22 protein-coding genes are annotated in these 20,907 nt (G+C 41.3%); 9 read left to right on the top strand and 13 right to left on the bottom strand.

Annotation, left to right across the window (positions count from 1 at the left end; translation table 11 throughout):
• Positions 1 to 25: 25 nt before the first annotated feature.
• A complete protein-coding gene (gene yhbY, locus HG263_RS09905; protein WP_171625919.1) occupies positions 26 to 322 on the top strand; it encodes a ribosome assembly RNA-binding protein YhbY in 297 nt (98 codons plus the stop codon).
• Here the strand turns inward: yhbY and HG263_RS09900 are convergent.
• Complete coding sequence (locus HG263_RS09900) at positions 319 to 1,485, bottom strand: serine hydrolase domain-containing protein (protein WP_171625918.1); 1,167 nt, start codon at positions 1,483 to 1,485, stop codon at positions 319 to 321. The two genes, yhbY and HG263_RS09900, sit on opposite strands and share 4 nt — an antisense overlap.
• Before the next feature lie 97 nt (positions 1,486 to 1,582).
• Here HG263_RS09900 and HG263_RS09895 point away from each other — a divergent pair, with 97 nt between their 5' ends.
• The 5 genes from HG263_RS09895 (at position 1,583) to HG263_RS09875 (ending at position 7,062) form a co-directional block, all read left to right on the top strand.
• Positions 1,583 to 2,386 (top strand): hypothetical protein, encoded by an 804-nt coding sequence (locus HG263_RS09895; RefSeq protein ID WP_171625917.1) that lies wholly within the window; start codon positions 1,583 to 1,585, stop codon positions 2,384 to 2,386.
• Between the two features lie 72 nt (positions 2,387 to 2,458).
• Positions 2,459 to 3,301: a MipA/OmpV family protein gene (locus tag HG263_RS09890; protein ID WP_171625916.1), complete on the top strand. Its 843-nt coding sequence runs from the start codon at positions 2,459 to 2,461 to the stop codon at positions 3,299 to 3,301.
• Positions 3,302 to 3,475: 174 nt separating this feature from the next.
• Positions 3,476 to 4,183, top strand: coding sequence for a response regulator (locus HG263_RS09885; RefSeq protein ID WP_171625915.1), 708 nt, complete (start codon positions 3,476 to 3,478; stop codon positions 4,181 to 4,183).
• Positions 4,184 to 4,193: 10 nt separating this feature from the next.
• Positions 4,194 to 5,483 carry an ATP-binding protein gene (locus HG263_RS09880; RefSeq protein ID WP_171625914.1) on the top strand — a complete coding sequence of 430 codons (1,290 nt, stop codon included), beginning with the start codon at positions 4,194 to 4,196 and terminating at the stop codon, positions 5,481 to 5,483.
• A gap of 232 nt (positions 5,484 to 5,715) precedes the next feature.
• Positions 5,716 to 7,062, top strand: coding sequence for a sodium-dependent transporter (locus HG263_RS09875; protein ID WP_171625913.1), 1,347 nt, complete (start codon positions 5,716 to 5,718; stop codon positions 7,060 to 7,062).
• Between the two features lie 22 nt (positions 7,063 to 7,084).
• On the opposite strand, the gene HG263_RS09870 is transcribed toward HG263_RS09875, so the two are convergent.
• On the bottom strand, positions 7,085 to 7,537 hold the full coding sequence (locus HG263_RS09870; protein WP_171625912.1) for a GNAT family N-acetyltransferase: 453 nt from the start codon (positions 7,535 to 7,537) through the stop codon (positions 7,085 to 7,087).
• A gap of 77 nt (positions 7,538 to 7,614) precedes the next feature.
• On the bottom strand, positions 7,615 to 8,358 hold the full coding sequence (locus HG263_RS09865; protein ID WP_171625911.1) for a sporulation protein: 744 nt from the start codon (positions 8,356 to 8,358) through the stop codon (positions 7,615 to 7,617).
• A gap of 201 nt (positions 8,359 to 8,559) precedes the next feature.
• On the opposite strand from HG263_RS09865, the gene HG263_RS09860 reads away from it, so the two are divergent.
• Together HG263_RS09860 and HG263_RS09855 are read left to right on the top strand one after the other, a co-directional pair.
• Positions 8,560 to 10,131: a cation:proton antiporter domain-containing protein gene (locus HG263_RS09860; protein ID WP_171625910.1), complete on the top strand. Its 1,572-nt coding sequence runs from the start codon at positions 8,560 to 8,562 to the stop codon at positions 10,129 to 10,131.
• Positions 10,132 to 10,405: 274 nt separating this feature from the next.
• Complete coding sequence (locus HG263_RS09855) at positions 10,406 to 10,693, top strand: hypothetical protein (protein WP_171625909.1); 288 nt, start codon at positions 10,406 to 10,408, stop codon at positions 10,691 to 10,693.
• Between the two features lie 74 nt (positions 10,694 to 10,767).
• On the opposite strand, the gene HG263_RS09850 is transcribed toward HG263_RS09855, so the two are convergent.
• Genes HG263_RS09850 through ccmA form a run of 10 tightly spaced genes read right to left on the bottom strand, consistent with a single transcriptional unit; the run spans position 10,768 to position 18,491 of the window.
• The gene (locus HG263_RS09850) at positions 10,768 to 11,499 is read right to left on the bottom strand and encodes an MlaA family lipoprotein (RefSeq protein WP_171625908.1); all 732 of its coding nucleotides are present in this window, start codon (positions 11,497 to 11,499) and stop codon (positions 10,768 to 10,770) included.
• Positions 11,500 to 12,762, bottom strand: a complete 1,263-nt coding sequence (ccmI, locus tag HG263_RS09845; RefSeq protein ID WP_216628408.1) for a c-type cytochrome biogenesis protein CcmI — start codon at positions 12,760 to 12,762, stop codon at positions 11,500 to 11,502.
• 2 nt (positions 12,763 to 12,764) lie between these two features.
• Entirely contained in the window at positions 12,765 to 13,220 is a 456-nt protein-coding gene (locus tag HG263_RS09840) for a cytochrome c-type biogenesis protein (protein WP_171625907.1), read from the bottom strand.
• Positions 13,217 to 13,789 carry a redoxin family protein gene (locus tag HG263_RS09835; protein ID WP_171625906.1) on the bottom strand — a complete coding sequence of 191 codons (573 nt, stop codon included), beginning with the start codon at positions 13,787 to 13,789 and terminating at the stop codon, positions 13,217 to 13,219. Before HG263_RS09835 ends, HG263_RS09840 begins: the two co-directional genes overlap by 4 nt.
• Positions 13,786 to 15,750: a heme lyase CcmF/NrfE family subunit gene (locus HG263_RS09830; RefSeq protein WP_171625905.1), complete on the bottom strand. Its 1,965-nt coding sequence runs from the start codon at positions 15,748 to 15,750 to the stop codon at positions 13,786 to 13,788. The genes HG263_RS09835 and HG263_RS09830 overlap by 4 nt, the downstream gene beginning before the upstream one ends.
• 1 nt (position 15,751) lies before the next feature.
• Positions 15,752 to 16,231, bottom strand: coding sequence for a cytochrome c maturation protein CcmE (ccmE, locus tag HG263_RS09825; protein WP_171625904.1), 480 nt, complete (start codon positions 16,229 to 16,231; stop codon positions 15,752 to 15,754).
• The gene (ccmD, locus tag HG263_RS09820; protein ID WP_171626099.1) at positions 16,228 to 16,431 is read right to left on the bottom strand and encodes a heme exporter protein CcmD; all 204 of its coding nucleotides are present in this window, start codon (positions 16,429 to 16,431) and stop codon (positions 16,228 to 16,230) included. The genes ccmE and ccmD overlap by 4 nt, the downstream gene beginning before the upstream one ends.
• Positions 16,431 to 17,171, bottom strand: coding sequence for a heme ABC transporter permease (locus HG263_RS09815; protein ID WP_171625903.1), 741 nt, complete (start codon positions 17,169 to 17,171; stop codon positions 16,431 to 16,433). The genes ccmD and HG263_RS09815 overlap by 1 nt, the downstream gene beginning before the upstream one ends.
• Before the next feature lies 1 nt (position 17,172).
• Entirely contained in the window at positions 17,173 to 17,859 is a 687-nt protein-coding gene (gene ccmB, locus HG263_RS09810) for a heme exporter protein CcmB (RefSeq protein WP_171625902.1), read from the bottom strand.
• The gene (ccmA, locus tag HG263_RS09805; protein ID WP_439331989.1) at positions 17,856 to 18,491 is read right to left on the bottom strand and encodes a cytochrome c biogenesis heme-transporting ATPase CcmA; all 636 of its coding nucleotides are present in this window, start codon (positions 18,489 to 18,491) and stop codon (positions 17,856 to 17,858) included. The genes ccmB and ccmA overlap by 4 nt, the downstream gene beginning before the upstream one ends.
• 88 nt (positions 18,492 to 18,579) lie before the next feature.
• On the opposite strand from ccmA, the gene HG263_RS09800 reads away from it, so the two are divergent.
• Entirely contained in the window at positions 18,580 to 20,904 is a 2,325-nt protein-coding gene (locus HG263_RS09800; RefSeq protein WP_171625901.1) for a hypothetical protein, read from the top strand.
• The last annotated feature ends 3 nt before the right edge of the window (positions 20,905 to 20,907 follow it).

The raw sequence follows: 20,907 nt of genomic DNA, 5'->3' as shown, positions 1-20,907 counted from the left end.
CCTACATTTAGTAAATTGTACCAATATGACTTTATCAAATAAACAAAAGCAGTATCTTAAAGGGTTAGCGCACCCACTTAAACCAGTAGTTTTACTCGGTGCAAATGGTTTAACCGAAGGTGTTTTGGTTGAAATTGTACAGTGTTTAAACATTCATGAGCTTATCAAAGTAAAAGTGCCAACCAACGATCGTGAAACAAAGCAACTTATTTTTGACGCTATCGTACGCGAAACTGGCGCTCATAAAGTACAAACTATCGGCCATACCATTGTTTTGTACCGTCAAAGCGAAGAGAAAAAGATTCAACTGCCACGCTCTTAACTTTCTTTGCTTGCGCCATCATTTGTTTGTGGTGGCGCTTCTCTATACATATCAATAACCTGAGATATAAAGTCTGTAGTTAATTCATTAATCACACCACTTTCCGCATTCAATAATAAGCTAAAGCCAACGTTTAACGCTGGGATCACAACAACATCCGTTCGATAGCCCTGAACCCAACCACTGTGATACATTAAGTGCTCACCATCATAGTCGTAGATACGCCAACCTAAGCCATAAAATGCTTCATCTATGTGTTCACGCCATATCCTGCGACGCAACTCTCGCTTTGTATGGGTATATGGGCGACCTTGAATCGTCAAAGCATCAAGTGACAACACATCAGGATAATAGCCAAGTTGTGCTTTTAACCATTGCACCATATCTGCCGCACTAGCGTTAATGCCTGCAGCTGGAGCTACCTTGTAATAATGGGGTTTGAGTTTAGCGGTATGCCAACGCTTTCGCCCTAACACATGCGGAAAAGCAAAATTGTCGTCTTTTTGCATATTGTCTATACCGACACCACCATCTTGCATGTTTAAAGGCTTAAACATGAACTCAACCAACCAACGTTCGTAGGGCATCCCTGTGGCATTTAAGATCACATCAGAAATTAGACTAAACATCGCGTTTTGATAGCCATAACATTGCCCTGGCGGGCATATTGGATCAACCTGAATTAAGCGCTCAATGATTTCATCATAAGGCATTCTAGATTCAATAAGGTTGTCGTAGGCATTTGGAACGAGACCACTTGAGTGGCTCAATAAATGATAGACCTTTAACGATTTATAATCGGTATCATCAACATATGGCAAATATTTACCAACATAATCATCTATATGAAAGTAACCTTGACTTGCTAACTTGGCGGTCAACGAACCTGCGAATGTCTTAGATACTGAGGCTAAACGAAACCGAGTATTTTGGTTTACGCTTCGCCCTTTACGTACCTGAGTTTTCCCAAAACCCTTAGCTAAGTCACCAAAATCACCGTGAACAATACTTAAAGCCGCACCTGGAATTGATTTTTCTTTTAGTTTTCGCTCGACTTGCTTAGAATAGCTGTTCAAAAATTGGTGCCACTGCTGCTTTGCGTCTTCTACTGCATGGACTTTTGTCGTAAATAGCCAAAATACAACAACAACTAAATACTTCATAATAACTCTATAAACTCGAATTCATTGAAGTTTATCACGAAGTTTAGGGTCGTTTGTATTGCCAATTAATACTTTAATTACAATTTGAGGTACTTGGATGCGTTTTTTGCTTATCTTTCTCACAATGGCTTTCTCTGTTGGTTGTTCATTAACACCAAAGATGGCACCAAAACTTAATGTGCCATCAAAGCCTTTATTAAGTAAAGAAATCTACCAACTGAGCTACAGTACTGAACTCGATTCGGCGAGGATAAAGTCTGTTCAACTGCCAGCTCACCCCATAGAAAAAAATAATACCGTACGCATTGTTGCTGACAAAGTTGCAATGACCGACACATTGAAATCTTATATCGAGCAAGCGTTACAAAAGCAAGGCTTAAAGGTCATTGAAAAATACAGTGCAGATTACGTTCTCAATATACATCAACTTGATTTAACCTTTGGTCCAGACAAAACCTATGTACTAAATCGACCAAAAAAATCCCATGCACTCTTTACGTTAGTGACGCAAAAATCGCCAAGCTATCAATGCCGTAATATCATAGCAAGCGTCAGTATGCGTTTAACGCATGTTGCTTCATCTGATGTAATTTGGTTTGCCAAATCTTCGATAGATAGCGCCAGCTTCCAAGGTATTCCTTTACAGTTTAGTTATACTAAAGAGCAGAAAATTACCAATGAGCACGATATTCTTGCTTTTATCGTTGAACAAAATAGCGAACAAGCTAGAATTGCACGAGCCAAAGAGCCTGTAGCAATTCCTCAGTATGTTGTTGAAGATATTATCAGTGGCCCAGAAAAATCGGCTGGAGCTTGTAGCGCAACCGAAGTGAGTGCACTCAGCAGTGCGATGCATCAAAAGCTAAGCTCAATATTAATCGATAAAATCAACGTACTTTAATACAACACTTTTTTACAGTTCAAAGCAGCAATCTCAATATAATGTTCAGCAACTGTCTTGTTGGTGAACATTATGTCTAGAGTCTTATTACTTGCATTGCTCTATTTTTCTCTGTCAGTCCCTTCATATGCAAGTAATCGCCTTTACGCAGACAATGCTTTACAACCCAGTGACGAATTTTATTATGATGCCAGCTTAGGATTTGGACTCGCTTTTGAGGATTCTTATCTTGTTGGCTCAGACGCTTACCAAGATGGCGTGGATTTATTTAATATCAATATATCAGCAACTTATGAGAGTTGGTACTTGGATGTTGATCACAATCAACTGACCGGTGGCTTTATCATTGGATACAGCCTAGTTGATAAGTATAACTGGGGCTTGGACCTTGTGCTGACACAAGCGCAAGATGGTTTTAGCGAAAACGGATTTGATTTATACAGCTCAAACAATATTCCTGAACTCAAAGGGATTAATGAGCGTCAGTTTGACTTAACAGCAGGACTTCGTTTAAGCAAACGATACAATCACAATAGTCAATTCTCATTCGAATTGTTGCAGGATATCAGTAGTACGCATAATGGCTGGGTAATAAGCGTTTTTTACAGCAAAATCATTCCTTGGCGTAACTGGGAGTTCAGAAGCGCGATTGGAGTCAACCTCTATTCAGATGACTTTACGGATTATTATTTTGGTATTACCCCTGAAGAGCAAGCTGCTAATCGCCCAGTCTACAGCCCTCAAGGTGCATACAATGTTGTTTATGAATTCCATGCTGAGTATCCAATCAACGAAGACTGGGTATTCTTAACAGGCTGGATGTCAACATGGTTTTCTGATGAAATTTATCATAGTCCCATCGTTCGTCAGAATCACCAGCATAAAGCCAAATTGGGTGTACGTTACGTTTTTTAACGTATATTCAATCAGGTGCAAACTAATAATGTCGATAAGCTAACCCAAATACTGGGGATTTGCTTATCTAATAACAAGTGACAGTGATGTATTACTCAGGCAGAATTAAAATGCAGATTTTTATCAAACGTCTCAATCATCGCTACTAGAATCATCAATAAACTGGAGGCAAATATGGACAATTACGGCACGATTTTACTGGTAGAAGATGACGAATCTCTCTCGCAGTGGGTAGCCGATTATTTAAATAATCAGGGTTATACAACACACGTGTGCGAGCGAGGCGATCAGGTCGTCGCAATGGTTAAATCTCTCAGCCCTGATATTGTCTTACTGGATGTGATGTTGCCAGGACAAGATGGGATCAGCGTTTGTCGTGAGTTACGACAATTTTACCAAAAGCCTATCGTCATGCTTACCGCAAAGGATGAAGAAATGGATGAAGTCATTGGTTTAGAGGTAGGCGCAAGTGACTATGTAATTAAGCCCGTACGGCCCAGAGCTTTGCTTGCTAGGATCAAAGCAATGTTAAGGGCTTCTCATGATGCGATGTTGAGTAATAATGCCAATGAAAATTCGATTAGGGTTGGGAACTTAAGCATTGATACTCAAGCGCGCAAAGTGCTTTTGCAAGGCGAAGAAGTTAATATCTCTAGTGCAGAATATTTATTACTGCACTTTCTAGCCTCAAATGCAGGTGAAGTGGTGTCTCGAGATGCTGTTTTTAAAGCAACTAAAGGTAGGGAGTACGATGGTTTAGACCGCAGTGTAGACGTATTGATCTCAGCCCTTAGAAAGAAATTCAATGATGACCCTCAACACCCAGAAAAGATTAAAACAATCTGGGGAAAAGGTTACCTAATGGTTCCGAGCGCATGGTAAAGGCTTTGCTGTGAGAAAGCTCTATATTTATTTACTCACCAGTGCGTTAGTATCCATCGTGGTACTTGGTTGGCTAATCGATATTTTCAGCGAGCAAACGCTAGAAACCGATAATCACTTTGGCTGGCAAAGCACTCTTGCAGGAGGCGCAGCAAAGCAAGTAGCAAGGCAGGCTCCAGCGCAACGGACAAACTATATTGAGACTTTGCGCACAGACTATGAGCTGGAAATAAGTTATAAAAAAGGGGATACACTTGCGGTCCCTTCTGAGCTTAAAGCCCAGATGCTCACTAACAATGGATTAGTATTAGAAGACCAGCAAGGGTTTTACTTATTAAAAACCAATCAAGAATTGCTTCCCGACTACTTAGAATTACGTTTAGAAAAACCCCCTGAGCAAAAAGACAGTGATGCCCTGCTAACACTGCTTTTCTATGCTGGGGTATGTACATTTATGTGGTTTATCCTGTCACCATTAGCTAAGCGGCTGTCTATTCTCTCTGATGCAGCTAAACAATTTGCTGGCGGCAATTTCAGTGCAAGAATCGCGACAGATAAGTTTACTTACATCAAGGATGTTGAGCTGACCTTCAATCGCATGGCCAGCCAAATCGAAAAGCTACTGGCAGAGAATAAACTACTGGCTTCGAGTCTCTCCCATGATATCCGCACACCAGTAGCCTGTTTGCGCTTTGGTCTTGACGCTGCATTAGATGAGGGAGATATAACCAAAGTTCACAACCTTTTGACAAGAATGGAAAAAGACCTAGACCAGATGGAAGATATGCTGGCAAGTTATTTATCGTTCGCGACACTGGAACAAAAATCTCATCTGCTCAAATTTGAACAAGCGTCGGCTAACGAATACTTTCCTGCATTAATTGAACAGGTCGCGCCTAAATTTCAAAGTGCCAAAATACGTATCGATCACGAAATCGAGCCATCACTATCGATCCACGCTGATTTACATTGGCTAGCTCGTGCAGTCACCAACTTATTGAGTAACGCAGCTGATTTTGCAAATCTGACCGTGCTTGTAAGAGTGAAAGGCGATGGACAAAATATACATATTAATATAGAAGATGATGGGCCTGGTATTGCACCGCAAAACTGGCACAAAGTCTTTAGTCCATTTTTCCAAGAGCAATCACACCGCAATCGAGCACAAAAAAGTTATGGCTTAGGACTTGCGATCGTAGCCAAAGTAGTCGATTGGCACCACGGAAAAGCAATGGTGTCTCACTCTGAGATTTTAGGTGGTGCTAAATTCACCTTAATTTTGCCTTGTAAAGCACAGTGAGCAGCGTAAAGTAATACTCACACTTGATTGATGAACGGCCATTAATCTACTGAAAAGACAAAAGGTTCTTCTTAGAGCGACTCAGCTACTTTGGAGAGTTTAAGTTACAAACAACTAACAACAAAAAAGTTGCGCTAAATCATGGCATTCTAATCGTAATTAGCGCTTTTTATTTGTCACTATTTACAGTAGATTGTCAGCCGCCGTAAAAAAATAGAGAAGTATAAATAATATGAGCAGTGTGCGCGGAGAATTTAGTTCTCGCTTTGGATTTATAATGGCAGCAGCTGGTTCTGCTGTAGGCTTAGGCAATATTTGGGGCTTTCCTACCCAAACCGCAAGCAATGGCGGAGCAGCTTTTGTATTCGTTTATTTAGTGCTAGCATTTTGCTTGGCTTACCCTGCACTTATGGCTGAATTGGTTATCGGTCGGCACGGTCAGGCTAATGCCGTATCCTCATTACAAAAATTATCCAAAAATCCATTCAACAAACGCTTTGCGTTTGCTGTCGGGTTTGGTGGCATTATCTGCGCAGGCTTAATTTTGAGTTTTTATGCGATTGTAGCTGGATGGATGTTTAGCGCAACCTTAGAACCAATCGCCCAGCTCTCAAGCTTGTCTGACACCGCTAAGTGGCTAAATAACCAATCGCTTGCACGTGATCTCATATTTACAGCTTTGTTTATCCTTCTGACCATTTCAATCATTAGTAAAGGGGTAGAAAACGGGATCGAAAAGTGGTCAAAGCGTTTAATGCCAGCACTTTTAGGGATCCTGTTTCTGCTGATAGCTTATGTGCTGATGCAAGATGGTGCCAGTGAAGGTCTAAAGGCATATTTAGTACCTGATTTTTCATCTATTTTAAATCCGGAATTACTAGTAAGCGCGCTAGGACAAGCATTTTTCTCGTTGTCTTTAGGTACCAGTGTCATGATCATTTATGGTTCCTACATTAGTAAACAAGAAAATCTAGTTTCATTGGGCGCCTATGTGACGCTAATAGATGTATTTATTGCATTTGTTGCTGGTTTACTTATTATCCCTGCAATGTATGTAGCGCAAGCTCAAGGTGTTGAAATATTTAGTGCCAACGGCCAGTTGCTTTCAGAAGACACGCTGGTATTTCAGGTATTACCCGCCCTATTTGAGAGCATGGGCGATGTTGGACTATTCGTTGGATTCGCATTTTTCGCACTAATGAGCATTGCCGCATTAACCTCATCCATTTCAATGCTCGAAGCCCCTGTATCATATGCTGTTGAACGATTTGCTTTATCACGTTTACAAGCAACTTGGATCATTGGTGGACTAATATCTTTAGTCAGTTTTATCATTATTTTTAATTTCAATAGCTTATTTGGCTTTATAGTTAGTTTAACCACCCAATTTGGACAACCGCTCATAGGTATGTTGTGCTGTATATTTGTTGGTTGGATCTGGAGCAGAAATAACTTACTGACAGAAATAAAAAGTGGTTATGAAGATGCAGAGCATAGTCTGTTTTGGAAAATCTGGCCCTGGTATATCAAGTTTGTATGTCCACTCGCTATCGCGTTAGTATTTATACACTCGCAATAGGTGAATAAAGAGCACTTGTGGATTATACAGGTGCTCTTTTTAATCTCATATCCTGATGAGGAATTCCATCTTCTAAATATTCATTCCCCTGACAAATAAACCCTAGTGAGCGGTAAAACGCCACCAAATAGACTTGAGCTGACAGGACAATATCACGTTCTGGAAAGTGCGCTTCACACACTTCCAGCGCTTTACACATTAACGCTTTAGCTAAGCCCTTTCCTCGTTCGCTCTTAACTATTAGCACCCGACCAATTGCGCATTCACTGGCTGATTTTTCATACACACGTGCATAAGCACAGATGTTGTCATGCTTAATCAAGATTAGGTGTTTGGTATCACTGTGCCTATCCGTTTCGTCTAATTCAGGATAAGGACATTGTTGTTCGACCACAAACACGTCTACGCGCGCTTTTAGCAACTCAAATAGCATGTTTGTATCAAGATCAGAAAATGCTTTTACCCACCATTGCATCGTGAGCTCCTGTATACGTATTTCAATACAAAAATAAAAATGCCCAGTAAACTGGGCAAATGAAGAATGTGTTTGGTTTAGGCAAACAAGCGTTCTAACTGATCACACAATTGTGACAAGTTCACTTGATCATGCTCAATTGTCAAATCAACATACCCATCGTTTCTGAACGACCTATCTAATTCAATCAAAACGTGAGTACGATGCGCTTCAGGAACAAATGAAAGCTCTACTTCTTGCAAGCCAAATAGGGATTTACTCAACGGCCTGTATTCAAGTTCTTGGTAGCAACCAGAAACGGTATGAAAGTTACTTGCTCGTAAGTGCCCCCTTTCTACATCAGATTTAACCAAGCCAAAGCCCAGCTTCTCCATCGCTAGCATGCAAGTTTTTATCGCATCGTTAGGATAAACGTGAATCGTATCACGATCAGTAGGATCTAGCGCTAAATCAATATCTAACCCAGTTTCAAGCCACACATGGCAGTGATTATAACCTGCATTGAGTTCTGTAATCGGTGTCTCTGAATGGAGTCTCGCTTCAAACGGGATAACTTTGCTCTGATTTGCTTCAATTGCAAAGTGCTCGCCTATTTTCCACTTTTCAATAACGTGGTTCACGAAATAATGACCGTCATCGCTTTCCATCTTCACACGAGTCATCAACGCCATTTCTAAGCCCATTACCTCTTGGCTAACATCACCACCTTGAATGATAATTTTGGCTTGAAATTTTTGTCCTGGATATAAATGCTCAGTTTCTAATACCGTGTCTACTTTTGCCGCACCAATACCAACAGATGCGAGAATTCTTTTAAACATTACTTCTCCTGTAAGAATGTTCCTTTAGCGCATCTTAACCACATTTTTTGATGCTTGTCAGCGAAAATTTAGCTTATTGCAGAGATTATTATTGCATTGTCTCAAATTTGACTGTTTTCATCGCTTGTTGAATAAATTTTCAATTTATAAATCAGATAGTTCTGATACACTGAAATCAGGTAGAATCAATACATATATGCTATGGAACTTTTGTTTTTTGCAGCCGCATTTGCGTGTGGTTTTTCAGTATACCAACTCAAACTGCCACCCCTAATCGGTTTTTTGATGGCAGGGTTCATTCTTAATTTGCTGGGTTATAGAAGCACTGAGCTGTTAAATCAACTGGCTGATTTAGGTGTAACCTTGTTGCTGTTCAGCATTGGCCTTAAGCTGAAAATAGGCAACCTTGTAAAGGCGCAGGTATGGGCACCCGCTACCTTACACATTGTATTAAGCAGTACCTTTTTTGCAGCCTTATTATTGCTACTTGGCTCAATGAGCCTCCCCCTGTTTACCGATTTATCCATGTCTAGCGCACTATTAGTTGGTTTTGCATTTAGTTTTTCCAGTACTGTATTTGCCGTAAAAGTATTGGAAGAGCGCGGCGAAATGGCCAGTTTGCATGGCAAAATCTCGATTGGTATCTTGGTTATGCAAGACATTTTTGCGGTTGTGTTTTTGGCTATTAGCACAGGTAAGACCCCAAATATTTGGGCACTTGCATTGTTGGTGGCTTTGCCTATATTTAGGCCAGTAATGCTATGGGTACTTAATCGCTCAAAACATGGCGAGCTACTGCCCTTGTTTGGCTTTTTCTTCGCTCTTGTTGTGGGCTACCACGCATTTGAGTTTGCTGGACTCAAAGGTGACCTGGGCGCGCTCATTATCGGTATGCTCTTTGCCCCACATAAAAAAGCAGGCGAATTATCTAAGTCTTTAATGAACTTAAAAGATGTATTGCTGGTTGGGTTCTTTTTAAACATTGGCTTGAACGCAAATATGAGCTTCGATGCGTTGCTTATCGCTTGCCTACTCACACTTGTGCTACCGATTAAAGTAGGTTTCTACTATGTTCTTACTAACTTGTTCAGACTGCGTGCTAGGACCTCATTGCTAAGCGCATTTACGCTGTCCAACTACAGCGAGTTTGGACTTATTGTGTGTGCAGTTGCAGCAAGTAGTGGTGCTATAGCAGCTGATTGGTTAGCGGTGGTTGCCATTGCCGTATCAATCACATTTGTCCTTGCCTCGCCACTTAACAAACGCGCCAACGGCATCTATGTAAAACTTGAACCATTGCTGCTTAAATTTGAAAGTCGCAAACGCCTTGAAGAAGAACTTCCTGTTAATTTGACTGATACTCGTATTGTAATCTTTGGTATGGGCCGAATCGGCACCGGTGCTTACGAAACAATTGAAGCAACACATCCAGGCTCTATCGCTGGTATTGACATAAAACCAGAAGTTGTTGACAAGCATGTACAAAGAGGCCGCAGAGTGTTACTAGCAGATGCAACCGACCCTGATTTTTGGCAACGTGTAAACCACTCCCGTGTGGATATGGTTATGCTTGCCATGCCAAAACACATGCAGAACATTTATGCGCTGGAGCAGCTCAAAGCGTCAGGCTTTAGAGGTCAAGTGACAGCTATTGCCAATTACCCAGATCAGCAAAAAGAGCTTGAAGAAATGGGCGTAGATTCTACCTATAACTTCTATTTAGAGGCTGGTAGTGGCTTTGCCGAACACGTAAAGCAAAATTTATTCTCTTAGTTTATACACTCATTCTCAGTACCATAAAAGGTACTGAGAATTATTTTTATTTGCTCATCAATACCTTACTTCTAGATGTCCAAACCATTCAAATAAACCATTCCTTATGGGCACATTGTTCGATTTACAAAGCTTTACATCGAAGTTAGTAATCCACCCCCAAAACAGAGTACACTGTTTTTATCTTGAAAGAGGTAAGTATCTATTTTTAACACAAAAATATGACGGATGTTGCTAACTATGACAATTGGATGTTTTCCGGGAGAAGGCCAAAATGCTAAAAACTAAACAGGTAAATCACTTCGCTGCAGTTGTTGATGATGTACAATCTGGGCCATTTTCTGAGCTACAAAATCGCCTTGATGAAATTCAAAAGAACGGGATGACAGCGTTGACAATGCGCAGCATCTTGTTCAATAAAATGTTAGATTTGCACAATGTGCCTGATGACCATTTTTTACGTGACGAGTCTGCATCTTCTCGACTAGATGACCCTTCATTGCTAATTGAGAAGTTAAATGATTTAGGCTTTTACCGAAAGCAAGCAGGTGCAATTCACTAGAACCTAATTTGTGGGAGCCTACTCTCCCATTCAATAGGCTGGCACTGCCCGTCGCCAGCCTATCTCCTCACTCTTTACAAGTTCTCTAAAAAGTCTTCATCAAAATCAGTAGGCTCTTCTTTTATAGGTGGGTTTCCATCATATAGTTCGTACAACTGACGTTGAAAATAAACATCTTTTACAAAAATATATGGATCTAAAGACTCCTCTAACAACTTCTCTTGTGCCATCAAAGACGCCCTTGCTTCAATCGCTTTAATTGCAAATAGTGCTAGCGTCTGCGGCGTGCTCAAGGCAATCTCAGGTAACGCATAATTATCGACGATATCACCCGTTAAATTTCTTGCCGTTGAAGGGCCCATTCCTGGCAGCATTAGATAGGCACCATCGCCTACTCCCCATACACCCAACGTTTGTCCAAAGTCTTCATCTTGATGTTCAAGACCCAAACTAGTCGCTACATCGAATAGACCCAAAATACCTACCGTAGAATTAACTAAAAAACGCGCAACGTTCACTCCCATACTGCTAGGTTTTCCTTGTAAACCTGCATTGATTGCATCCGTCGGCGCCGTTAAATTTGTTGTGAAGTTAACTAACCCGGTACGTACACTCTGAGGCGTTACTTCCACATAACCTACGGTAACAGGGCGTAATATATAGGTATCTAACACATCCATATTGAAGTCATAGATGGGACGATTCAGCGATTGTAGAGGATCACGTTCATCTTGCTTTTCTGCAGGCACATTTGCACAACCACTCATAATAATGGCAGTGAGTGCGACTAATATAGGCTTTAACATTTACTTTCCTGTGTCTGATATAATCCGATTAATTTCGACAGTAACGTCATTGTTGTCTTGTACTAAAGAAACGACTTGGCTTTGTCCTTCCAACTCACCAGCCTGAGGCATCACACTGCTATCAACTGAAATGCGAGCTGTGATAACGACCTCTTGATAATTAGATAGTTTTAGCTCAGGCATCATCGCCATACTATCGTCTAGCGTGACGGTTAAAGGCAAGTTAAAATTTGTAAGCTTTGCTACCGCCAAAGGCATGGCTGGTCCACTTGCGGCCTTAGCAAAAACGAACAACGTACCGTGCTGTGGGACCTGAGATAACAGGTTTTTATCTAATGTGACATTAGCCGTTAGGCTTACCGGAGCCACAGATTGAGTCGGTGATATTTTCTGCGCGATCTCTGCAATACGTTGCTCAATCATTGCATAGCGAGGGTCGTTGCTCTGCATGTTTGCCAGTAACACTTCAAAGGCAGTTTTAGCTTCTAGCCAGTCTTGTTTCTCATACGCTATCAAGGCCAATAAAGAAATAGCATCAACGTTTGCTGGGTCACTTTTCAATACCTTAGCAAGCAGTCGAGCAGCTTTGTTCATAGCTGACTCCGACCCTTCGACTAGCAATACTTGGCTATAATTAATCAGCACATTGTGATTATTCGGCTCCATTTTAAGCGCTTTATTAAAAGCTTGCTTAGCCATTTCAAAATCATTTAATGACATAGCAATTCGTCCCAAAAGCATCCAGGCAACCGCGTCATCACCACTGTTAGCCAGCTTTGTCCGCAAGCCTAAAGCAAACGCCTGTAACTCATTGGGTGAAAGTGCTTCTCCTTGCTGTAATACCGCCCTTTCTCCGTATTCAGGTAGTTTATCAATTGCGTCATACCAATTGGCTATTTGTTGCTGGCTACCCATATAGTAATAAAACACGCCACTGACAGCCAAAGTAAATAGCAAACCTGTTAGTGCGAATATGCGATTATTACCGCGGCTATTTAACTGCTTTTCGGGCTCAAGTTCATTGAGTAAACGACGCTTTAGTTCAAGCACTGACTCTTGATACATTTGTGCATCAACACGCTGATTTGCTAAATCAACTTGCAATTCATCTAATCGCTGCTGGTAAATATCTATGCGCTGTGCATTCGCTTCATTATCAACTTGTAACACTCGTTCTCGACGTAAAAACGGCACAACAACAAAAAGTACGGCCAATAGTGTAAGCAGCGCAAACATGCCCCACATTTGCATAATATCTGACATAGCTACTGCTCCCTACGCTGATATTGTTGAATTAGTTTGGCAAGTTTTTGCTCATCTTCGCTGCTCCACGTTTGTTTACGCGATGCCTTTTTTTGCCTAAAGACAATAAAGCCAAAGCCAATAACAACGATCAGTACAGGCAATACCCACAATATGATAGTTGCTGGCGTAACAGGCGGCTGATAGTGAACAAAGTATCCGTACCTATCAATCATATAATCAATGACTTCTTGCTTACTTTTACCGTCATTCACAAGACTCAACACTTTATCTCTAAGATCTTTCGCCACCACGGCATCTGAGTCTGCGATATTTTGGTTCTGACACTTTGGACAACGCAATTCATGCGTAAGCTCTCTAAAAGTCGCAGCACGCTCTTCACTAGCAAACACATATTTATCTTCTGTAGCAGTTGCTGATCCACATAAAATGAGCAACAAGACCATTACAATTTTCATTGTGTAAGCTCCATTATTTTAGGTGCAAATTTAGAACGCCAAACACGCTGGTTTATATCACCTGTGTGATGTAGCAATATCGTACCTTTCTTATCAACTAAAAAGGTTTCAGGTGCACCAGATACACCTAAATCTAACGCGAGCGTTCTATTTAAGTCCAAAATATTGAACTGATACGGGTTGCCCGTTCGTGCCAGCATGGCTTGCACTTCAGCGCGGAGTTTATTGATATCGAATTGGTCGCCAAAATCAGGGTCGTAGGCTTGTTCATAATACAAACCGATAATTTTGACCCCTTGCTCTTTGAGTTCAGTCAAATAACTTAGCTCTGCGATACAAGTTGGACACCAAGTACCCCAAACATTGAGCAAATATACATCACCAATAAGGTCTTTATCTTGCCATTGTTTTTGCTCGTCCATTAGATCTGGCAACGTAAAGCTTGGCATTGTGTGACCGATACGACCTGTTTGCAATTCTCTAGGATTACCAAACAAGCCTTGATATAAAAACACACAAAGTAAAATAAAAATAAGAAACGGAATTAACCCGAGTAATTTTCGGTTCATGCCCCTACTCCTTGCTGCTCACTTGGTGCTGATGTTTTTCTGTATCGTTTGTCTGTAATTACAATAAATCCGGCGAGCGCTATCAGTAAGCCCCCTAACCACATCCAACGAACATAAGGTTTATGGTAGATACGCAACGACCAAGCACCTTGTGTTAATTGCTCTCCAAGGGCTAAATACAGATCTCTGAAGAATCCATCATCAATCGCCGCCTCGGTCATAAATTGCATGCCAATGTTATACAAACGTTTTTCTGCATGTAACTCTATAACCAATTTGTTATTTTTCAAAACGCTAACAACCCCTGCATGGCCTGTATAATTAGGCCCTACAATTTCTTTTACACCTTCAAAGCGGTATACATACTCATTTAAAGTGGCCGTTTCGCCGGGTAGCATACGCACTGAACGCTCTACCGAGTACGCCGATGTTAAAGTTACGCCAGCGATGACAAAGGCTATACCAATATGCCCAGATACCATCGCCCAGTAACTAACACCTAAACGTTTCACACCTTCAGATATGGTGTTTTGGACAGTCACCTTTTGCATAAGATCAAACAGTGTAAGTAATACTATCCAAACGGCTAAGGCAGTACCGATAAAGGTGAGTGGCGCAACGACCTCATAGTTTCCAAACAGCCATGCTGAGGTAATGACTAACGTAACAACACTCAGTAATAGCCACTTTTTAACTAAAGGCGATAGTTTGTTTTGCTTCCAACGCAGCATGGGTGCTAAGCCAAGCAAAATAGCGAATGGAACAATCAATATCGCGAACATTTGGTTGAAAAATGGCACACCAATTGAGATTGAGCCTAGCCCTAATTCTTTATGGATCATCGGTAACAACGTACCAAGTAAAACAACCAACATCGCAACAACTAAAAAGATGTTGTTAATCCAAAGTGCAACCTCTCGTGACAAGAACTGATAGCGCCCTTCACTTTTTACTTGTGCTACACGAGCGGCGTACAACGCCAAGCTGCCACCAACTACGACAGCTAAAAACATCAGAATATACAAACCTCGGTCTGGGTCAGTGGCAAATGCATGAACTGACACGATTATGCCTGAGCGTACAATAAAGGTACCAAGCAAACACAAGCTAAACGCTGTAATAGCCAGCAATACCGTCCAAGACTTAAATACACCACGCTTTTCTGTGGCTGAGAGTGAGTGCAGTAACGCCGTTGCAACTAGCCATGGCATCAATGAGGCATTCTCAACAGGGTCCCAGAACCACCAGCCGCCCCAGCCAAGCTCTGAATAAGCCCACCAGCTACCTATCGTAATACCTAACGTTAAAAAACCCCAAGCTGCCATGGTCCAAGGTCGTGACCACTTTGCCCAAGTATTATCAAGTTTTCCGGTTAAAAGTGCTGCGATTGCAAACGCAAATGACACTGACAAGCCAACATAACCCATATAAAGAAGCGGTGGGTGAATGATCATTCCAGGGTCTTGTAATAACGGATTTAGATCACGTCCTTCAACAGGATAATAAGGTAATAAACGCTCAAACGGGCTAGACATCCATAGTGTGTAAAGCATAAAGCCTACACCCAAAAAACCTAGGACGCCTAACACTCGCGCTCTTAATATCCATGGAAGTGAATTAGACATTAACGCGACTACTGCGGTCCACAATGTTTGCATCACCAACCAAAGTAAAATAGCACCTTCGTGCCCTCCCCAAGTAGAGGTTACTTTATAGTACCAAGGCAATGTACTACTTGAATGGTGAGCCACATAAGCCACAGTAAAGTCGTCGGTTAGGGTAATATAAATCAGGATAGCGAAGGCTAAGAGAACAAAAACGCATTGACCAACTGCCAATGAAGGTGCTGCACGCATAAGACGTAAATTACCTGTGTGCGCCCCCCACAAAGGGAATATACACAACAGTAAACTCAACGCCATTGCCAGAACAAGTGAAAAATAGCCAATCTCTGGGATCATATTAGTTCTCGTTATTTAAGTTATACTTTGGCTTCTCGTGTTTAATCCCTTTCATCGCCTCTGCAACTTCTGGGGGCATATATTCTTCATCATGCTTAGCCAACACTTCAAACGCTTCTATCACATTTGCCTCAACTAGCGTACCCTGAGCAACAATGCCTTGCCCTTCTCTGAACAGGTCAGGCAAAATACCGTGGTAACGAATAGTAACTGTTGGGCCTGTATCGATTAATTTAAAACTAACATCTAAGTTATCTTCATCCCGAACAACAGAGCCTGGCACCACCATTCCACCGATCCGAAGCTTTTGACCAATAATTGGCTTCTCTTTATTTTCGCCTTTACCATCAATAAGCTCACTTGGGGTATAAAATAAATTAATATTTTCTTGCAAAGCATACAGCATCAAACCAATTGCAGAGCCTACACCAAACACGATGGCAACAACGGTCAGTAAACGTTTTTTTCTTCTTGGATTCATACTTGCTCCTGCTGCTTTGCTTTTTTGATACGCTCTTCACGACGCATCTGAGCGCGTACTTCGTTACGTAGCTTCTTGCTATCGCGCAAAGAGCTTAAAAATATTGCAAGCAATATAACGCTACAGCTGCCAAAAGATAGCCATACATAAAAGCCGTAGCCACCCATGGCTAAAAATTCACTCAATGACTCAAATTGCATCATTCACCTCGACCAATCAGTTCGCGCACCCACGGGCGGTGCTTTTCACATTGTAAGATTTCATTTTTCAATCGGATCAGTGTCACCACCCCAACAAAACCGGCAAATGCAGCTATATTAATAAGCAATGGCCAAAGCATCGATGGGTCGATTGCTGAAGTATCAAATTTAGTGATGGTTGCCCCTTGATGTAGAGTGTTCCACCACTCAACTGAAAAGTGGATGATCGGTAGGTTAATTACCCCAACGACAGCCAAAATACAGGCTGCACGCCCTGCGGACTTTTTGTCTTCAAAGGCGTGATATAAGGACAAGACCCCGAAGTATAAAAACAATAAAATCAGCTCAGAGGTTAATCTGGCATCCCACACCCACCAGGCTCCCCACATAGGCTTACCCCATGCAGCACCTGTTATTAAAGCAATTGCGGTCATAGCAGCACCAACAGGTGCAATGGAAATCACCGCTAACTCAGCATTTCGAATCTGCCAAACTAGGGCAATAATTGCCGCTATTGCCATTGACGAATAAGCGCCCATTGACAAAATAGCTGATGGAACATGAATAAATATGATTCGGTAGCTATCTTTTTGTTGATAATCTGCAGGTGCATACGCAAGCCCCCAAATCCAGCCTACTGCCAAACACACAACGGTAATAACTGCAAAATATGGCAATAGCGTGTTGCATAGTTGGTATGCACGCTCTGCTTTTGCATAGGGATGTAACCATTTCCACATGTTAACTTACACTCACTTTTAAAGCTGAAGATATTGCTATCGGCGCACACACACAGGCTATCGCCAGCATTGCACCAAGGATTGCTAATTGTCCACCATAGGCTAAAGCCATACTACTTGTATCAATGGCAGACGTGGCAAAAATCAGAACAGGGATATATAGAGGTAAAACCAACAGGCTCATTAAGATCCCTCCTTTTTGTAATCCCACTGTAAGCGCGGCTCCAATGGCGCCAATAAAACTTAATAATGGCGTACCAATTAGTAACGTTAGTACAGTAGCACCGAGCGCTTGTGCTTCTAAATTCATTAATAATGCAAAAACAGGTGCCATAATAACCATGGGTAAGCCCGTTGTTGTCCAATGCGCAGACACTTTTGCAAGCACAGATAAAGACAAAGGGTAAGGAGAGGCTATTAATTGCTCTAATGAGCCATCATTAAAATCATCTCTAAAAATCTTATCAAGTCCGAGCATAGTTGACAGTAGCGCAGCAACCCAAATTATTCCTGGTGCCATTCTAGCCAGTAGTGCTGGCTCTGGCCCTATAGCCAGTGGAAATAAAGTGATAACTATCAAAAAAAACAATAATGGATTAACTATCTCGGAACGCTGGCGAAAAGCCAATGTCACATCTTTACTATACACACTAGAAAATAGTTGCCAATAGGAGTGTTGGGCCATCAAAATTGATACTCCAGAACAAGGGTTTTGAGCTCGTCAAAATGGGTGGTTAAATCTTGGTGGGTGGTCAGTAAAATCGCCCCACCTTGCTCAAGGTGCTTTTTAAACTGGGCTTGCAACAAAGCTACGCCTTTTTTATCCAACGCAGTAAATGGCTCATCTAAAATCCAAAGCCTCGCGTTATTGAGCCACAACCTGACTAGCGCGACCCTACGTTGTTGCCCTGCAGATAGCGTTCTAACCGGCACATCTTCCAAACCAACGAGACCCAGATCTGCGAGTAAGTCATACGCCTGTTTATCTACTTTACAACCGTGAACACAGAGCCAATGACAAACATTTTCATAAGCACTTAGCTGACCGTTTACACCGGTTTTATGGCCTATGAAAAGCAATTGTGCTGCAAATTCGTCGTAATATTGACGAATAGACTTCTTGTCAAAAAAGATTTCGCCTTCATCTGGACGAGCAAACCCCGCGATAATTCTTAATAATGAGGTTTTTCCTGCACCATTTGGGCCTTCAATTTGCATTATCTGCCCAGCTTCTAAAGAGAAGCTTAGCGATTCAAACAGACAACGCTCTTGTTTAGTACAAGTAACAGATTTAATCTCTAGCAAATTGGTTATTCTCATTACCCAAAATTGGGCGTTAGTCTACCATAATGGTATGGTAATACGAATAACGCCTTGCGACCGATTAGCGGAAATTTGATTTAAAATAATGAATAAGCCACCGATTTCTATTCAATATTCGACAACAACTGATGCAAACGCAGCTTTAAACGAAGGCCGCGCAAATATTGAACTAAGTAAACAACCGAGTCAATTTACAGCACGTAACGTACAAGTCAAACCAGGCTCTCTACAGATGGAGGTTGAAATTGATGGTCGCTGGCAAACGATACGCTTAGCAACGAAAGAAGCAAACCATCCCACCTTGCGATTAAATGAAGCTCAAATTACACTCAGTGACAATGGAAAATCTTTAACCATAAAAAGTGCCGATCAAGTTATAAATATAAAAGCTGCCAATGAGCTGCTATCACTACTCACCTTATTAAAAGGTGGAGCCGCCGAATCAAATTTATCTACGCAAGCTAAAGTTACCAAAGGAAACAACCCTCAACTATTACTTGAAAAGATTGGTATAAAACTCGCCCTCGACCCATCACTTGCAAAAATCCTAAGTGAGGAACATAAACTCGTTGCACAATTGCAAGCCTCAGAAAACAAAGTACAGTTGAAGCTATTCAATGGTTTTGCTGACCAACTTTTTAACAGCGTGCTGAGTAAGCAAAAAGTCACAGAACAATTAGCTTCACTTGGCAAAAGTCCGCTGATTTTAGTCGATAAACATGCCATTCAAATTAAGTTTTCAACCACTCAAAAACCACTGTCTGTATCTATAGGTAACTTAGCAAGTCAACCTCAGGCCGGCCCAGTACAATGGCAAAGTGCAAAACTACAAAGTAATATTCAAGGTGTACAAATAACAACATTGAGTGAGCAGTTTCAGATTGATTTGAAACAATCAATCAAAGGTAAGTTTGATCAGGTATCTCAGTTTGTAGCGCCACAAAAAACCACCGACTCTTTGCAAACGGCATACACTTTAAATTATGCCAAACCTACTTTTTCGATAACATTACAAGATATAAAAAAAGCGGTAGAGCAAGCGATTAATCAATGGCTCTCTAAGCCATTTAAGCAGGTAAGTTCATCTCATAATAGCCAGATTACTTCACCACCAAACGCCATACAAAGCTTATCAAAATATAGTGACACGCCCTTGATGTTGCAACGCATTGAAACACAAAACCTGCCACCTATTGTAAAACTCATAGCGCAATTAAAAAGTGTCTTACCAAGTTCGAGAATAGACAACCTCAACGCTAGCCGTAGCACCAATCATCCGCAAAGCAAATCAGGAGTTGTCGACTCTCAAGTCTCTTTACCTCAGGCTAACGCACAGGGGCTAGTTAAGTCAGTTGATAAATCAATACAAGCGGCAGTCGTAAATCAAGCTGCAAATAACAACTTGGCAGCAACAGATAAGCTGTTACCTAATTTAGTACAAACAAATAATAGTTTTAAAGCTAGCTTACCTATTGAACGCGCTTTGTTAGAGCCACTTTTAAAACTCATGAACAAAACGGCTGTAAATACGCCAAAATTATCAAATACTCAGATCCTCAGCGAAAAAATAACTCAGTTGAGTCAATACAAGCACCCTCAATCCGTTGATATGACAAAGTTAGTTCATCAGGCTTTTAGTCGTATGATCGATGCAAATAACGTGTCAGGTAATTTAATAGCCAGTGAACTAAATAGCATGGTGCCAGGCTTGATAAGTGCCAATTCAGCAATTACGCCCAACGCAGTGGCTAGTAGCTTCACACAAGCGCTAGATAAACTGCTCATGACTTTGCTCGCAGCTCCCAAAGCAATCGCTACATCATCAAAAGTTGAGGGCAATGATCAAACTCAACGCCTAACAGCCTTACTAGACACATTGCTGCCTAATGCAAAAAGCGTATCAGCGAAGCAATTATTACCTCACTTACAGCAATTGAATAACAACCTAGTAGGAGAGCTTGCGCAGCTGCAAAATAGCTTTACATCTAGCGTTCAGTTGACACAGACAAGCGCCCAAAAAGTCGATAGTGAAACACAGCTTTTACTGAATTTATTGATGCCTATGAAGGTGCCACCTGAGTGCAAGCAAACTGAACTACAGATTGGCAATTACAAAAAACCCGCAAAAGCAAAGATGCCCGAAAAGACCGTATGGTTTGTGCGTCTAAATTTCGACTATGCACATATTGGTAAGCTTAGTGCTCACGCAGAGCTAATGGACAAGGCTCTGGAGTGTGAAATAATCGGAAACAGTGAACAAGTATGCGACTTAGCTAAGCCTCATTTGGATGCATTAAGGCGTAAATTATGCGCACATGGACTACAAGTAAATGAAATAGTATTGACAGAAGATGCTGAGCAACAATATGCGTTTTACGATCAACACGCTATCGTAAATATAAAAGTGTAGGAG

This window comes from Pseudoalteromonas caenipelagi, from assembly GCF_013140855.1.
GTDB classification, from domain to species: Bacteria; Pseudomonadota; Gammaproteobacteria; order Enterobacterales; family Alteromonadaceae; genus Pseudoalteromonas; species Pseudoalteromonas caenipelagi.
This window is presented reverse-complemented; position numbering and strand designations above follow the sequence as displayed.

What these genes read in the sequence shown, in the direction of transcription:
- yhbY (WP_171625919.1), top strand. Translation starts at nt 26, where the DNA reads ATGACTTTATCAAATAAACAAAAGCAGTATCTTAAAGGGTTAGCGCAC.
- HG263_RS09900 (WP_171625918.1), bottom strand. Translation starts at nt 1,485, where the DNA reads ATGAAGTATTTAGTTGTTGTTGTATTTTGGCTATTTACGACAAAAGTC.
- HG263_RS09895 (WP_171625917.1), top strand. Translation starts at nt 1,583, where the DNA reads ATGCGTTTTTTGCTTATCTTTCTCACAATGGCTTTCTCTGTTGGTTGT.
- HG263_RS09890 (WP_171625916.1), top strand. Translation starts at nt 2,459, where the DNA reads ATGTCTAGAGTCTTATTACTTGCATTGCTCTATTTTTCTCTGTCAGTC.
- HG263_RS09885 (WP_171625915.1), top strand. Translation starts at nt 3,476, where the DNA reads ATGGACAATTACGGCACGATTTTACTGGTAGAAGATGACGAATCTCTC.
- HG263_RS09875 (WP_171625913.1), top strand. Translation starts at nt 5,716, where the DNA reads ATGAGCAGTGTGCGCGGAGAATTTAGTTCTCGCTTTGGATTTATAATG.
- HG263_RS09870 (WP_171625912.1), bottom strand. Translation starts at nt 7,537, where the DNA reads ATGCAATGGTGGGTAAAAGCATTTTCTGATCTTGATACAAACATGCTA.
- HG263_RS09865 (WP_171625911.1), bottom strand. Translation starts at nt 8,358, where the DNA reads ATGTTTAAAAGAATTCTCGCATCTGTTGGTATTGGTGCGGCAAAAGTA.
- HG263_RS09860 (WP_171625910.1), top strand. Translation starts at nt 8,560, where the DNA reads ATGGAACTTTTGTTTTTTGCAGCCGCATTTGCGTGTGGTTTTTCAGTA.
- HG263_RS09855 (WP_171625909.1), top strand. Translation starts at nt 10,406, where the DNA reads ATGCTAAAAACTAAACAGGTAAATCACTTCGCTGCAGTTGTTGATGAT.
- HG263_RS09850 (WP_171625908.1), bottom strand. Translation starts at nt 11,499, where the DNA reads ATGTTAAAGCCTATATTAGTCGCACTCACTGCCATTATTATGAGTGGT.
- ccmI (WP_216628408.1), bottom strand. Translation starts at nt 12,762, where the DNA reads ATGTCAGATATTATGCAAATGTGGGGCATGTTTGCGCTGCTTACACTA.
- HG263_RS09840 (WP_171625907.1), bottom strand. Translation starts at nt 13,220, where the DNA reads ATGAAAATTGTAATGGTCTTGTTGCTCATTTTATGTGGATCAGCAACT.
- HG263_RS09835 (WP_171625906.1), bottom strand. Translation starts at nt 13,789, where the DNA reads ATGAACCGAAAATTACTCGGGTTAATTCCGTTTCTTATTTTTATTTTA.
- HG263_RS09830 (WP_171625905.1), bottom strand. Translation starts at nt 15,750, where the DNA reads ATGATCCCAGAGATTGGCTATTTTTCACTTGTTCTGGCAATGGCGTTG.
- ccmE (WP_171625904.1), bottom strand. Translation starts at nt 16,231, where the DNA reads ATGAATCCAAGAAGAAAAAAACGTTTACTGACCGTTGTTGCCATCGTG.
- ccmD (WP_171626099.1), bottom strand. Translation starts at nt 16,431, where the DNA reads ATGCAATTTGAGTCATTGAGTGAATTTTTAGCCATGGGTGGCTACGGC.
- HG263_RS09815 (WP_171625903.1), bottom strand. Translation starts at nt 17,171, where the DNA reads ATGTGGAAATGGTTACATCCCTATGCAAAAGCAGAGCGTGCATACCAA.
- ccmA (WP_439331989.1), bottom strand. Translation starts at nt 18,491, where the DNA reads ATGAGAATAACCAATTTGCTAGAGATTAAATCTGTTACTTGTACTAAA.
- HG263_RS09800 (WP_171625901.1), top strand. Translation starts at nt 18,580, where the DNA reads ATGAATAAGCCACCGATTTCTATTCAATATTCGACAACAACTGATGCA.